Source organism: Paraburkholderia unamae, assembly GCF_003096875.1.
In the GTDB taxonomy this organism is placed as follows: domain Bacteria; phylum Pseudomonadota; class Gammaproteobacteria; order Burkholderiales; family Burkholderiaceae; genus Paraburkholderia; species Paraburkholderia unamae.
In genome coordinates, this window is sequence record NZ_QEOB01000009.1 from 98,968 (window position 1) to 112,222 (window position 13,255).

Here is a 13,255-nt window from a genome sequence, read left to right on the forward strand (position 1 = left end):
GAGTCGCCGGCTGCTGCTGCGTTGTCCGGAGCGCGGCGCGCACAACGCGCGCACACCCCCCGGTGCGAGAACTCATCGTAGCGGCGGTGCCTCGCCGTCTCTGTGCGGCACCGCACCGGCGCTCACGCTCAGTCGCATACTCACGCGGGCGCTCACGCAAACACGAAGCGCTTGTCGAGGTGGTATTTGGTGACATAGCCGATCACCAGACCGAGCGCGCCGCCGGCGAGCCGCGCGGTTTCGCCGTGAAAGAGCGCATCCGCGCCGAACTCCACGATCCAGAACACGACCGTCGTACCGAGCCCCATGGCGACATAGAGCGTGAACGTGCGCACGCCGTGCGCGACGCTGCGGTGCTCGTAGCGAAAGATCCAGGCCTTGTCGAGCAGATACTTGACGACGAGACCCACGCCCGTGCCCACGCATACCGAAAGCGGCACCGCATACGCGCCCTGGTACAGATGAAACGTGAGGCTCTGGCTGCCCAGGTTCGCGCCGATCGAAATGGCGGCGAACACCGCATACCAGAACACGAGGCGAGAGCGGCTCAGCGTCATGCCGGTGGCCGGACTGCTCATAGCGAAATCCTTTTGAACACGAAGCCGGGCAGCGAGCGGATCACGAGCATGATTTCGGCCCAGAACCACGGCGTGTAGATCAAATCCTTGCCGCGCTCCACGGCGCGCACGATGTCGTTGGCCACGCGCTCGGGGCTGGCGACGAGCGGGCCAGGCAGCGCGAGTCCGGCCGTCATCGGCGTGTTCACGAAGCCGGGTTTGATCGTCAGCACCTTCACGTTCGATTTGAACAGGCGCGCGCGCAGCCCTTCGCAGAAGGTCGTCACCGCCGCCTTGGCGGTGCCGTACACGTAGTTCGAGGGCCGCCCGCGATCGCCCGCGACCGACGAGATCACGGCGATCGAGCCGCTCTTTTGCGCTTCGAACACGCCTGCGAGCAGCGTGAGCAGGGCGATCGTGGACAGCGCGTTCACGGTGATTTCGCGCACCGCGGCCTGCGGGTCGCGTTCGCACTCCGATTGATCGGAAAGCGTGCCGTGCGCGAGCAGCACGATGTCGATGCGGCCCAGCTCGGCGAGCGTCGCGTCGAGCATGGCGCGGTGCTGGTCGAAGTCGTTGACGTCGAGCACGAAGGTGCCGACCCGGCCCGCGCCGCGCACGCGCAGGTCCTGCGCGACGGCTTCGAGCCGCGCCGGGTGCCGGCCGGCCAGCATGAGGTTCGCGCCGCGCTTGACCCACTCGCGCGCACAGGCCACCGCAATGGCCGATGAGCCGCCGACGATCAGAATGTTCTTGTCCATTACCGGGTTGTCCGTTGCCAGAAGCGCGACATCAAGGCCGGATCGCGCAGTTGTTCGAGCGCCTGCCACGCAGGGTAGGCGGCGCGAAAATCCGCACCGCTCATGTGGGCGTCCTTGGCCGGGTACTGGCGGCCGCCCGCTTCGCGCACGATCGCGTCGAGCCGCGCGAAGAGCGTGGCATTGCGGCTGTCGTGCTGGGGAAAGTCGAGTGCGAGCGAGATTCCCTGCATCGGGAACGAGAGCAGCCCCGGCGAAACGAGCGGGCCGCAGCGCTTGAGCACGGCGAGAAATGAGCCTGCGTTCGACGAGGCGATCGCGTTGAGGAACGCATGCAGGGCGTCGCGCGCGCAGGCGTCCGGCACGACGAGCTGATACTGCTGAAAGCCGCGCCGCCCATACAGGCGATTCCAGTTCTGGATGCTGTCGAGCGGGTAGAAGTAGCTCGCGTAGTCGACCACGGCGGGGCCCGCCTTGGCGGCCTCGCGACGGTAGTACCACGCATTGAACAGCTTGAGCGTGTAGCGGTTCACGGGCGACCACGGTGGCGCGAACGGCACGCCGCGCATGCGGCTGCGGGGCATGTCGAAGCAGCGGTCGGCGGTGTGGTCGGCGCAGACATAGATGCCGCGCCCGAGCGACGCGCCGCGCCCGAGGCAGTCGATCCACGCCACGCCGTATTCGTGCTGCGCATCGCATTCGTGCGAGAGCGCGAGGAATTCGTCGAGGTTGCCGAACGGAATGGTTTGGGTGGCGAGACGGCTCGACGCCACGGGCACGAGTTGCAGCTCGACCCATTCGACGATGCCCGTGAGCCCGAGCCCGCCGATCGTCGCGCGATAGAACTCCGTGTGCTCGCCGGGCGCGCATTCGAGCGGTTCGCGCTCGGAGCGCAGCAGTGAAAAGCGCCGCACGTGCCGCCCGAATGTGCCGCGCACGTGGTGGTTCTTGCCGTGCACGTCGTTGGCCACGGCGCCGCCCAGCGTGACGAACTGCGTGCCGGGCGTGACGGGCAGCATCCAGCCGCGCGGCACCGAAAGCGCGAGCACTTCCCCGAGCGTCACGCCGGCTTCGGCGCGCACGACGCCGGTTTTCCAGTCGGCGGCGATGAAGCGGTCGAGGCCGCGCAGCGCCACCACGTGATCGGTGGCGGCGAGGCAACTGTCACCGTAACTGCGCCCGTTGCCGAACGGCAGTGTGGTGCCCGAGCCGCCACCCGCCTCGCGCAGCGCGGCCTGCACGCTTTCGCGCCAGCCGGGCGTGCGTCCGGTTTGCGGTGCGTACGGGTAGTGGCCCCATGAACTGAGCTTCGATACGCTCATGATTTGCAGTCGGTACGAAGTGACGTAAACATGTTCCCATCTTAGGTACGCCACTATCCGCCAACCGTTAGCCGAGGCACACAACGGCATGTGTTTGCACGTTCACCCGGCAGTTCACCCGGAAGTGCCTGCAATCACCCGTTTCATCTGATCGAGGTAAGCGCCGACTGAAAAGCGCTGCGCGACATCGTCCAGGGCCTGCGCCGCGAGGCGATTCGCCATCTCGGGCGCGGCGCGCAGGACTTCAATCGCGTCGGCGAGCGCCGTCACGTCGCGTGGCGGAACCAGCCAGCCATTTGTCCGATGCCGGAGGATTTCGGTCACGCCTCCGGCCGCCGCCGCGATCACGGGCCGCCCCGCCGCCATGCCCTCGATGATCACGCGGCCAAACGGCTCGGGCTCCGTCGAGGTGTGCAGGATCACGTCGACCGCCTTCATCCACGCAGGCATGTCGTCGCGAAACCCGGCGAAGATCAGGCGGTCCTGCACGCCGAGCCGCGCGGCCTGGGCATGCAGCGATTTCACATACTCCTGTTCACCGAAGAGGGCCGAGCCGACCAGCACGAGATGCAGGTCCGGCACGCGCGCCAGCGCTTCGAGCGCGATGTGCTGACCCTTCCACGGCGCGAGCCGCCCGAACAGCCCCGCGAGATAGACGTTCTCCGGCAGTCCGAACTGACCGCGCAGCCCGGCCATGTCCGGCGCACTTTCGCAGCGGAACTCGTCGAGATCGACACCGTTGTGGACGACCGGCACGTTTTCCGGCGCGCAACGCGCGAGCGCCACGAGCGAATCGGCCGATGCGCGCGAGTTCGCGATCACGTGATCGACGGCATGGCGCGTGAGCCAGCGCACCACGAACCGTTGCAGCGGCCCGAAATGCTCGCTCGACATGATGTCGTGCAAATGCCAGACGATGGGCTTGCGGTGCAGCGGCTTGCCGAGCGCGCCGAGCACGAGCGCCTTCTGCGTGTTGAGAAAGAGGATGTCGAAGTGCTCGGCGTGGCGAGCGATCGCGCGCACCTGGCGCACGATGCCCGGCAACGCGCCGAGCCAATGCAGGCGCAGCGTGTCCTTGCGAATGCCCGAAACGCTCGCCTCGCACGCGAGGCTCACCGGCACGCCGAGCGATTCGAGCCGTTCGCGAAACGGCCCATCGGAGAGCAACAGCACTTCGCGGCGTGCGTCCCATGTGGCCGCGAGCGGCATCAGCGAGAATTCCGCACCGCCCAGTTGTCCGCTCTGGTCAACGAACAAGACGCTCGCGGTCTCCTGCCGCGTCCGCGTTTCGACACAGGTCTCCGCTGTCGCGAGGATGCCTGGCGCCAGGATAGGCGGATTTGCCGATGTGGTTTCCTTGAACATGACCTTTTTGCCCGCGAGAAGTAAGTTTTTCTGCTGGCTATTATTCGTGGTCAATCATTTAGCATGCGTGGCCCTCCGCACTTACCCCAACTGACGATGGCATTACATTTGCCTGCGATTTTTTTCGTTACGGTTAGCTAACTGTATGGTATTCGACTTCGTGCGATAGGAAGCAATAGGAAGCGATAGGAAGCGGCACGGGAACGCACAACGCACACGCGTGCCTCGATTCCATTCGAGGCGCGCCGTGCCTGGGCCAGGGGATTGAGGTTCGCCTGAATGCAGGGGAGACCAGCGCGTGCCGCACGCAGGGTGGGCACGCGTCGAGGGATACACGTTGCAAGACGTGCGTCGAAGCGTGCGCTACCGCACAATCAGGCGCATTTCTTCTTCGGTGTGCGAAATATCACGAATCATGCTTTGAGCCGCAATGGTCCGCATCACTTCGACCATGAACGCGCGACGGAACACGGCGGGCGAGAATCGCTCGGCGTTCTTGCGGCAGGACTGCGGGGTGAAGCTGTGGATGCTGCGCTCGAATGCCATGACTGCGGCGCTCAGCGACTGCACCGTCTGCTCGGGAAAGTAAATGCCGGTCGGTTCGGGCTCGCCCAGCGGTATGACCGTTTCCAGCACGCCGCCCTTGCCGTAGCAGACCACCGGCGTGCCGCACGCCTGGGCTTCGAGAATGGCAATGCCGAAGTCTTCCTCGGCGGCAAACACGAAGGCTTTCGCGCGTTGCATGTGATCCCTGAGCACCTCGAAGGGCTGATAGCCGAGAATGCTCACATTGGGCGCGGCTTTCTCGCGCACCGCAGCCATCTGCGGCCCGTCGCCGATCACCACGAGGCGACGCTCGGGCATGGCGGCGAAGGCTTCCACGATCAGATCGATGCGCTTGTACGGCACCATGCGCGAGGCGCACAGATAGAAGTCTTCCTTTTCGGGGTGCAGCTCGAACCCTTGCACATCGACGGGCGGTGCCACGACGCACGCTTCGCGGCGATACGTTTTCATGATGCGCCGCGCGACGAAATGCGAATTGCACAGCAACTGGTCGACGCTGTTGGCCGAGCGCGAGTCCCAGTTGCGCAGATAGTGCAGCAGCGCGCGCGCGGCCCACGAGCGCATGCCGCGCGTCAGGTGCGATTCGCGCAGGTACTGGTGCTGGAGGTCCCAGGCGTAGCGGATCGGCGAATGCACGTAACTCACGTGGGTCTGGTCGGGGCCGACCAGCACGCCTTTGGCGACCGCGTACGAACTGGTGATGATGAGGTCATAGCTCGCAAGATCGAACTGCTCGACGGCGAGCGGCATTAGCGGCAGGTAGCCACGATAGCGGCGACGCGCGAACGGCAAATGCTGAATGAACGAAGTCTGCACGGACTTGCCGCGTACGATCGAGCGGTCTTCGAGAAAGTCCACGAGGCTGAACAGGTCAGCGTCGGGGAAGCATTCAATGATCTGCTGAAGCACTTTCTCGGCACCGCCGGAGACGACGAGCCAGTCGTGCACGATGGCCACTTTCATGACAGCGTCTCTCCTCCTGGTGGCGCACGAGCCCATAAACAGGCTCACATGCACAGAGTAGGGCCGAGACTAGCGCTCGTAAGTGCGGGCGGCCACACTGCTTCACGCGTGGGGAGCAAATAATCTCGTCTAACCAGATGTCTCGCTTCGAGACTCCGATCAACCGGAGTGGACCTGCCGCCATGCCTACGCTCGCATCGTCGCCCGTTGCCGTTTCGTCCGACCAGACGTCGTCTGCTGTGCGCACGAACTCGCCTAGCGTGTTGTTCGTCGATCAAAGCGGGCAATTAGGTGGCGCCGAGTTCTCGTTGATGCCGCTCGCGGCGACATGGGGCGCGCCCCATGAAGTGCTGCTCCTCTCCGACGGGCCGTTTCGCGCCCGGCTCGAATCGCTCGGCGTGCCGGTCAGCCTCGTGTGCGAGGCGAGCGTTTCACAGATCCGCAAAGATACGGTACGTCTGAACTGGCTTCGCGCGCTGCCCGGCATCCTGCGCCAGGTCCGCGCGATCGCGCGGCGTGCGCGCGCTTTCGACATCCTGTTCCTGAACACGCAAAAGGCGCTCGTGCTGGGCGCGCTCGGCAAGCCCCTGCATCGCAAGAAGATCGTCTGGTATTTGCATGACGTGATGTCGAGCGAGCATTTCGGCCTGCTCCAGCGGTTCGTGGTGCGCTGGCTCGTGCGGTACGCCGTCGATCACGTGGTCGCGAATTCGCGCGCCTCCGCGCAGTCGCTCGTGGCGCTCGCGCATTGCGCGCCCGACGCGGTGCCGGTCGTCCACAATGGAATCGATCTCGGCGCGTTCAGTGGCCGGCAAGTGTCCGACGTCGGTGCGTTGCGCCGTCGGCTCGGGCTGCCGGAGGGCGTCTACCTCGCGGGCCTGTTCGGGCGGCTCGCGCCGTGGAAGGGCCAGCACATCGCGCTCGAAGCGCTTGCGCGGCTGCCGCATCTGCATCTCGTGCTGGTGGGCTCGGCGCTGTTCGGCGAAGAGGCGTATGTGGAGGCGCTGCACGAGCAGGCCGCGCGGCTCGGCGTGCAGGACCGCGTGATCTTCGCCGGGTTTCACGACGACATGCCCGCGTGGATGATGGCCATGGACGTGATCCTGCACACGTCGACCGAGCCGGAACCGTTCGGGCGCGTGATCGTCGAGGGCATGGCCGCCGGCCGGCCGGTGATTGCTTCGGCGGCGGGGGGCGTAGTCGAAATCGTCGAGCACGCGCGCAATGGCTGGCTCGTGCCGCCGGGCGATCCGGCAGCGCTCGCCGAGGCGATTGAAACCTTGCGCGGTGCGCCCGCCCTGGCGAGCGCGCTCGTGCTCGAGGCCCGCGCCGAGGTGGCGAAGCGCTTTTCCGTCGAGGTCTATCTCGACCGGATGCGGACCTTGCTGGCGCGCGCGGATGACGGGAGCCAGACCGCGAAATCCCGATGAGCCGACGCGCGCCGCGCGCGCGTGCGCGAGAGGGTGTGCGCGCGTACAGACTCCCCCTGCGCGTACTTCTACGATCGGAGCGAGCGGTGCGCGGACATGACGCCCGGTTTGCCCGCTTGCCGCGCATGCACTGGCCTCGGCCATGCTGGAGCGCACCGCGAATTCACGATCCCCCGCGCGCGAGGAGCGCAGAGAATGACGACACATACCAACATATCCGCAGTGCCGCCACTTGAGATGCCGGTTTCGCAAGGCGAGAGCGCTGCGTCGCAGCCGGCGTTCGCCGTCTGCATCACGACGATGAACCGCGTCGAACGCCTCGAAGCCTGCCTCGCGAATCTCGAACGCTGCACGCTGCGGCCCGCGATGGTGTTCGTGAGCGACGATTCGCCGGACCCGGCGGTGCGTGCGGCGAATCAGGCGGCAGTCGCGGCCCATCCGGGCGTGGTGTATCTCACCGGTCCGAGGCGCGGCGTTTGCGCGAACCGTAACAACGCGGTGCGGCATTGCCTGGAGCAGGCGCCATACTGTAGCCACGTTTCGTTCGTTGACGACGATATCCTCGTCGATCCTGATTTTTTTGAGCAGGCGTCGGCGCATCTGCTCGATCTTCCCGAAGCGCGGCGGGCCACGACGATCCTGACCGGCGGCGCATCGAGCGGTCCGTATCTCCATCAGTGCTGGCCGCTGCGGCTATCGTTCGCGTGCTATTTCACGCGAGGCGACGTGCCGCAATGCGTGAACATGCATTGCTCGATGTTTCCGCTCGCGCTCTTTACGCGCGACCTCTGGGACGAGAACATCTTCTTCGGCACCGAAGACGCCGAGCTGTGCCTGCGCGCATTGCGGCACGGCTACGCCATCGAGCTGGAACCCCGTATGCGCTCGCTCGACACGATGCCGGGCGGTGGCGTTCTCAACGGCACGAAGATGGCGACGGGCCTGACCCGCTACCAGGTGTGCTGCGAAGCCGCGCGGCTTTATATCGGCGTGAAGCGGTACGGCGTGATCGAGCGCGCTCCGCTGCGCTTCGCCGCATTTCTCGTCGTTTATTTCGGTCACCTGACGTTATACCTCGCGAAGCGCGGTGCGCTCTCGCAGATTCTGCCGATCATCCGCACGTCAAAGGCGTGGCGCGCCTGCCTGCCGGGCGCCGGCACCGCCGCTCATTGAGCGACCGGGCGCGCGCCCGCGCGCCCCGGAACGCCGCATAACGGTCGTGGGTCGTGGGTCGTGATTCGCTTGCGCCTGTGGCAAGCGCGAAGTTCGCGCGGGTTGCGCCCGGCGCGCTCCGGTGACGTTCAATCCACACCGTCGCTCATGGCGGCGCGCGCAGGTGCACCGAGCGTGTGCGGGCGCCGGCCCGGCGCGGGCACCTCGGGTACTTCGGGCACGATACGCCGCAGCGCGGCGGCCATGCCTGCGAGCAGCATGGCGATGATGAACCAGCCGGCGGCGGTCCCGAGCGGCGCACGCTCGATCAGCCGCGCGGTCCAGAAGTCGGGAAAGCGGCGGCCGTCGTCATGCAGTGCGAACGCCGGGTCCGAGAGCGCAAAAACCGCGGGCTGGCCGTTCAGGCCGTACTCGAGCATGGTCCAACTGCCTTCGAGCGCGTACGGATGCAGGCTTTCCTGCAACGATGCGCCGGGATATTCGGCGAGGGGCACATGCCAGTTCGTTGTCGCGGGCGCGAGGTTCCAGGCGAGCGCCGCGATGACAATCACACTGGCTGCCGGGCGCGAGCGTCGCGCGATATGGACGAGGCACGGGCCGGCGACGAGAAAGAACACGGGCAGGAAGGGCAGCAAATAGCGCGGGCCCCAGCCGAACGCGCCCCAGTGGGCCATTCGCGAGATCATGAGCGTGTAAAGCAGACTGCCGAGCAACATGCCCTTGATGAGCCGCTTTTGCGGCGCGCTCAGTTCGCGCCAGGCCGAGGGCAGGATCAGCGCGACCAGCAGGATCGGGCAGTAGATGAAAAGGCCCCGGTTGGGCCCGAACAGCAGCCCCGCGAACCCGACCAGCGGGTTGCCGTCCATCGCGTTCAGTCCGTGCAGATAATAGTCGGACGCCGTGGCAGGAACGACGAACGAACCCGTACGCACGACGTTGTAGAGGAACGTGGGAATGAGCAGCACGAAGAACGCCGCGAGCGCGCTCGCGCAGCCCCGCCAGGGCGCGCGGCTCTTCCACGCCACGAAGGCGAGTGCGGCGAGCAGCGCCGGGCCGATCGAATAGCGGAACGTGCAGGCGACGGCCAGCCACGCGCCCGTGGCCACGAACACGCGCAGGGCGGTTTCGCGGCGCGCGATGCGCTGGGCGTAGTAAAGGAATGCGCAAACCGCCGACGCGCACGGCAGCACGTCCCACGCACTCTTTGCATAGGGCAGGAAGAAGCTGCCCGCCGCGAACGCAAAGGAAATCAGGAACGCCTCGCGCACGCTATAGAATCCGGCGAACAACAGAAACAGAAAATAGCAGCCGATCGCAGAGGACAGCGAATAGGTCAGCGCCACGCCCACCCGGGCGGCGAGCGGCGGATTGCGCGCGGCCTCGTCGCCGTGGACGTGAGCGGTCTTCAAAGCGATCCATGTGGCCGGATACATCAGCAGCACCGCGCCAAGATCGTGCGGTTCGTAGTAGAGGCCGTCGGGGCCCGGCACCCACGTGACGGCATTGGGCGGACGCGCCGTGCCCAGATGGCCGGTTTCGATGGCGAGCACGGTGGCGCCAAGCTGCTGGCCCGCATCGAAGCTGCCCAGTCTGCCGCTCGACATGAACAGGAAAAAGCACATGAAGAACGTCAGCACCGCACCTTTGACGCCAAAGGGCGGAAATTGGCGGCCTCGATCTGCGCGTTGCATGAAAACCTCGCTGAATGTCCGCTTCGAACAGGGCTGCGCGGGTCGGTGAGGACGCCTCGCGCGCATCTGAAAGGGCTCGCACCTGTGTCGAGCATGTGAAGCCTGAACGTCGGCGCACCGTACGTCTGTGCGGCATCGCGCAGTCGCTTCGCCCGCGCGGCCAATGTTGTCCATCGAACGCTGCCGCAAGGGCGGCGCTGGTATCGTCGAACACTATCCCGTCGCGCGCGCGGGGATCGACGTGCTTACGGAGTCGGTGATGACGAGTTCTGATGGATCCGGTTCGACCACGCGGGCGCTCGCTTGCCGCGCCCTGCTGGTGAGCCTGTACGTGCTGGTGGCGGCCGCGTCGTTCTGCGGCTTCTTCGCGAAGTACGCATTGCGCGACGACTCGGCGCACGACGCGCTGCCCCTCATGCTCGACGCCACGGCGGATCGTCCGTATGTGTATCGCCAGCTTGTGCCCTATGCCGCGAACCTGGCCGAAAAAGCGCTACCCGCGCAAGTCGCGGACCGTCTGATCGCGCATCTCCAGCAGGACTACCCCAAGCACAACTGGCTGGCCAACACATTCGCGCGCGCCACCGACGCGAGCAATCCCCGCTACGCGCTGCGCTACCACCTTGTCTACTTCATGGACTTCGCCGCGCTGCTGGCAGGCATGCTGATGCTGCGCGCCGTGTGCCTGGAGCTGACCGGCAAGCCGGCGGCGGCGGCGCTCGCACCGCTTGCCTTCGCGCTGGCCATGCCGGCCGGCAACTTATGGGACTTTCCCGAGCTCTTTTTCATGGCGCTCGCGGTCTGGTTCGCTGCGCGCGGCAAGGGCATCTGGCTCATCCTGCTCACGCCGCTGGCGACCTTGAACAAGGAATCGTTCCTGTTTTTTGCGGTGTGCCTCTATCCGTTCCTGCGCGAGCGCGTGTCGCTGCGTCACGCCCTCGCGGTGGTGGGCGCCTGCGTGCTGGCCGCGGGCGTTGTCAACGTGATCATGAAACTGCGCTACGCCGGCAATCCGGGCGATCTCGCGCAATTCAACCTGATGACCAACCTGCGTTTTCTCGCCAATCCGCGCAACTATCTGCTCAGCGACTGGACGTATGGGATTCTGCTGCCGAAGGGCTTCAATATCGTCATCCTGTTCGTACTCTTTACGATCGTCCGCACAGGCTGGAAGCGGCTGCCAGGCGCGGCGCGCCAGCACGCTTTGATCGCCCTCGCGATCAATGTGCCGCTTTATCTGCTGTTTGGCTGGGGGGATGAGGTGCGCGCACTCAGCATGCTCTACGTGACGGCGGCACTGCTGCTGTGCGAGGGCATCGCGGTGTACATGGAGCGTGCGCCGCGGGGTGCGCCGGCACTTGCGATGCCCGCCCGTCACGAATCGCAGGCGAGCCCGTCGATGTCGCCGCGCTAATCGGCGCGCGCGATATAGTCACCGCGCAGTCACCGCGCGGTCAGTGCGCAGTCAGCGCGGATCGCGCCGCAGCGCCAGAAGCTGTGTGCGGAAGTTGGGCAGCCAGCCGTCCACGTCGACGCTCGCGACCGTGTGATAGCCGTCCTGGCCGCCGAACTGCACGAGATACTCGTCGTCGATGACCCACCAGAAGCTCTTTGTCGGCGACTCGACGTAGTTCGGGTCGTACAGATACGTCCCGTTGAACTCCTCTCCGCCGTCGATCTGCGCCGGTTTCACGCCCCGGTTGAGCAGCGTGTCGAGCAGGCTCCAGCGTGCGCGGTTCCAGCTCATGTAGTCATGGGTCCCGGCCACACCATAGGCACCTGTGAGAACGAGGGCGAACATGGCCGCCGCGCCGTACGTACGCATGCCCTTACGCGCTTTTTCCGTGGGCTCGGCGCTCGCGGCCCCCTGCCACTCGATCGTGAAGAGGGCGAGCAGCGCGAAGGTCGGCACGAGCAGATAGCGGTCGAAGTAGCCGGCCACGAAAAGCGGCGCGAGGTAGATGACGGCGTTGAACAGCAGGAACGCGCGCAAGGTCGCCGCGCCATCAAACTGGCGCTTGCGTAGTGCATTGAGGAGCGAGCGCACCACCAGCCCCAATTCGAGCAGCATGAGCGTCGCGCCGCCAACCGCGATGAACGTCATGAGCAGCCAGAATGCCTTGGGCAGCGGCGCGGGTCCCGGCAGCGTGCCCGGCGCGCTGTGAAGCCGCACGGGGCCGAGACCGCCGTCGTTGATCGTGACCCAGTCGAGCGGCAGCGGCCGGACCGCGGCCATCAGGCCGAACCAGACCAGACCGAACACAGCGGCGCCAATGAGGATCCGGCGGCCGTGGCGTTGCTGTTTGTATTGCGCGATCATCTGGGGCGCGCGCCAGAGCAGCACGGGGCAGAGGAACCAGCCCATATGCACGAGGATGCCGCGCGCAAACTGCTCGAGCTTCATGGCGAAGGTGTGCAGTGAAGCGAGTGAGCGGCCAAACGAGTCGGTGGGCGCGCTCGCCATGGCCGGCACGGCGTCGCGCGCGTGCAGCCAGAACACGAAGCCGACGAGGAACGCAACGCTGGCCGCGACCCCGGAGGCGCTGAGCGCGATCGCGCGCTTGTCCTTGCGCGATTCGAGCAGGAGCGCGGCGCACATCGCCATCGCCAGATTCAGGCCGAGCTGGCGCACGGAAACCGCGGCGAGCGCGAAGACGATGGCGGCGAGCAGCACGCCGGTCTTGCGGGTGCGCAGGAAGCGGCAGAAAAACATCGTGGCGACGATCGAGTACGCGGCGAACTGGATATCGGTCATGAACGATACCGACAGCACGAGCCAGATCGGATTGAAGCCCAGCACCAGCGTCGCCGCAATGGTCTTGCGGCGATCGCAACCCGCGTCCTGGAGCAGCAGCGCAAACGCACCCAGCCCGATGGCGCCGGCAACGATCGTCGAGATGCGCAGCGCCGTATACGAGAAGCCGAACGGCAGGCAAAAGAGCGCTCCCCAGAGGGTCTGCCCGATCAGCGTCATCGAGGTATAGCCGCCCGGCGTGAACTGGCCGGTTTCGAGCAGCGTGCGCACCGTGAGCGCGTACGACCAGTCGTCGTTCAGCGGGATGTTGCCGCGCGGATCGGCGGCGATGACGGCGACGAGCCAGATTGCCACCGGCAGGAGGATGGCGGCGTAATCGCGGCGCTCGCTCGCGAGCGGTTTGGTGGTGAAAAGCGTGTCCATGTGCGCGAAGCCCGAATGAAGGTCCGGATGCCGGAGCGCGCCGTCCCGTGGCGACGGCGAGGGGACGACGGACGCGGGCTTTGCGTGCGCGGGGCCTGCACGTGCGGCGGCCCTCGCCGGTCGCGTGTGGCAGCAGCGCCGTGCCGGGAGCATGCGGCATTGTCAGCCGTGATGCTACGAGTGGTCGCGTTCGTGCTCTGTACGGCAACGCACCATCGCTCGCAGCGGGGCGCGCGAACGCCGCCGTGCTG

10 protein-coding genes are annotated in these 13,255 nt (G+C 66.2%); 3 read left to right on the plus strand and 7 right to left on the minus strand.

All coding sequences use genetic code 11. The features are described 5' to 3' along the window. Positions 1 to 152: 152 nt before the first annotated feature. From C7402_RS19680 to C7402_RS19700, 5 genes are all read right to left on the minus strand, one after another. Positions 153 to 578: a GtrA family protein gene (locus C7402_RS19680; protein ID WP_181565592.1), complete on the minus strand. Its 426-nt coding sequence runs from the start codon at positions 576 to 578 to the stop codon at positions 153 to 155. Further along, positions 575 to 1,318, minus strand: a complete 744-nt coding sequence (locus C7402_RS19685; RefSeq protein ID WP_112172497.1) for an SDR family oxidoreductase — start codon at positions 1,316 to 1,318, stop codon at positions 575 to 577. The genes C7402_RS19680 and C7402_RS19685 overlap by 4 nt, the downstream gene beginning before the upstream one ends. Continuing rightward, positions 1,318 to 2,637 carry an FAD-binding oxidoreductase gene (locus C7402_RS19690; RefSeq protein ID WP_116611755.1) on the minus strand — a complete coding sequence of 440 codons (1,320 nt, stop codon included), beginning with the start codon at positions 2,635 to 2,637 and terminating at the stop codon, positions 1,318 to 1,320. Before C7402_RS19690 ends, C7402_RS19685 begins: the two co-directional genes overlap by 1 nt. Before the next feature lie 114 nt (positions 2,638 to 2,751). Beyond that, positions 2,752 to 3,894: a glycosyltransferase family 4 protein gene (locus C7402_RS19695; RefSeq protein ID WP_244314883.1), complete on the minus strand. Its 1,143-nt coding sequence runs from the start codon at positions 3,892 to 3,894 to the stop codon at positions 2,752 to 2,754. Between the two features lie 471 nt (positions 3,895 to 4,365). After that, positions 4,366 to 5,532, minus strand: a complete 1,167-nt coding sequence (locus C7402_RS19700; RefSeq protein ID WP_116611756.1) for a glycosyltransferase family 4 protein — start codon at positions 5,530 to 5,532, stop codon at positions 4,366 to 4,368. Positions 5,533 to 5,714: 182 nt separating this feature from the next. Between C7402_RS19700 and C7402_RS19705 the strand changes: the two genes are divergently transcribed. Together C7402_RS19705 and C7402_RS19710 are read left to right on the plus strand one after the other, a co-directional pair. After that, on the plus strand, positions 5,715 to 6,962 hold the full coding sequence (locus tag C7402_RS19705) for a glycosyltransferase family 4 protein (RefSeq protein WP_244314884.1): 1,248 nt from the start codon (positions 5,715 to 5,717) through the stop codon (positions 6,960 to 6,962). Positions 6,963 to 7,157: 195 nt separating this feature from the next. Continuing rightward, the gene (locus tag C7402_RS19710) at positions 7,158 to 8,135 is read left to right on the plus strand and encodes a glycosyltransferase family 2 protein (protein ID WP_165841924.1); all 978 of its coding nucleotides are present in this window, start codon (positions 7,158 to 7,160) and stop codon (positions 8,133 to 8,135) included. Positions 8,136 to 8,263: 128 nt separating this feature from the next. Here C7402_RS19710 and C7402_RS19715 read toward each other — a convergent pair whose 3' ends face one another. Then, positions 8,264 to 9,826 carry a hypothetical protein gene (locus tag C7402_RS19715; RefSeq protein ID WP_116611758.1) on the minus strand — a complete coding sequence of 521 codons (1,563 nt, stop codon included), beginning with the start codon at positions 9,824 to 9,826 and terminating at the stop codon, positions 8,264 to 8,266. 163 nt (positions 9,827 to 9,989) lie between these two features. Between C7402_RS19715 and C7402_RS19720 the strand changes: the two genes are divergently transcribed. Beyond that, positions 9,990 to 11,240, plus strand: coding sequence for a hypothetical protein (locus tag C7402_RS19720; RefSeq protein WP_116611759.1), 1,251 nt, complete (start codon positions 9,990 to 9,992; stop codon positions 11,238 to 11,240). Positions 11,241 to 11,291: 51 nt separating this feature from the next. Here the strand turns inward: C7402_RS19720 and C7402_RS19725 are convergent, their stop codons facing one another. Next, entirely contained in the window at positions 11,292 to 13,004 is a 1,713-nt protein-coding gene (locus tag C7402_RS19725) for a glycosyltransferase family 39 protein (protein WP_116611760.1), read from the minus strand. Positions 13,005 to 13,255: the final 251 nt, after the last annotated feature.

What these genes read in the sequence shown, in the direction of transcription:
- C7402_RS19715 (WP_116611758.1), bottom strand. Translation starts at nt 9,826, where the DNA reads ATGCAACGCGCAGATCGAGGCCGCCAATTTCCGCCCTTTGGCGTCAAA.
- C7402_RS19705 (WP_244314884.1), top strand. Translation starts at nt 5,715, where the DNA reads ATGCCTACGCTCGCATCGTCGCCCGTTGCCGTTTCGTCCGACCAGACG.
- C7402_RS19690 (WP_116611755.1), bottom strand. Translation starts at nt 2,637, where the DNA reads ATGAGCGTATCGAAGCTCAGTTCATGGGGCCACTACCCGTACGCACCG.
- C7402_RS19710 (WP_165841924.1), top strand. Translation starts at nt 7,158, where the DNA reads ATGACGACACATACCAACATATCCGCAGTGCCGCCACTTGAGATGCCG.
- C7402_RS19700 (WP_116611756.1), bottom strand. Translation starts at nt 5,532, where the DNA reads ATGAAAGTGGCCATCGTGCACGACTGGCTCGTCGTCTCCGGCGGTGCC.
- C7402_RS19680 (WP_181565592.1), bottom strand. Translation starts at nt 578, where the DNA reads ATGAGCAGTCCGGCCACCGGCATGACGCTGAGCCGCTCTCGCCTCGTG.
- C7402_RS19685 (WP_112172497.1), bottom strand. Translation starts at nt 1,318, where the DNA reads ATGGACAAGAACATTCTGATCGTCGGCGGCTCATCGGCCATTGCGGTG.
- C7402_RS19720 (WP_116611759.1), top strand. Translation starts at nt 9,990, where the DNA reads ATGTTGTCCATCGAACGCTGCCGCAAGGGCGGCGCTGGTATCGTCGAA.
- C7402_RS19725 (WP_116611760.1), bottom strand. Translation starts at nt 13,004, where the DNA reads ATGGACACGCTTTTCACCACCAAACCGCTCGCGAGCGAGCGCCGCGAT.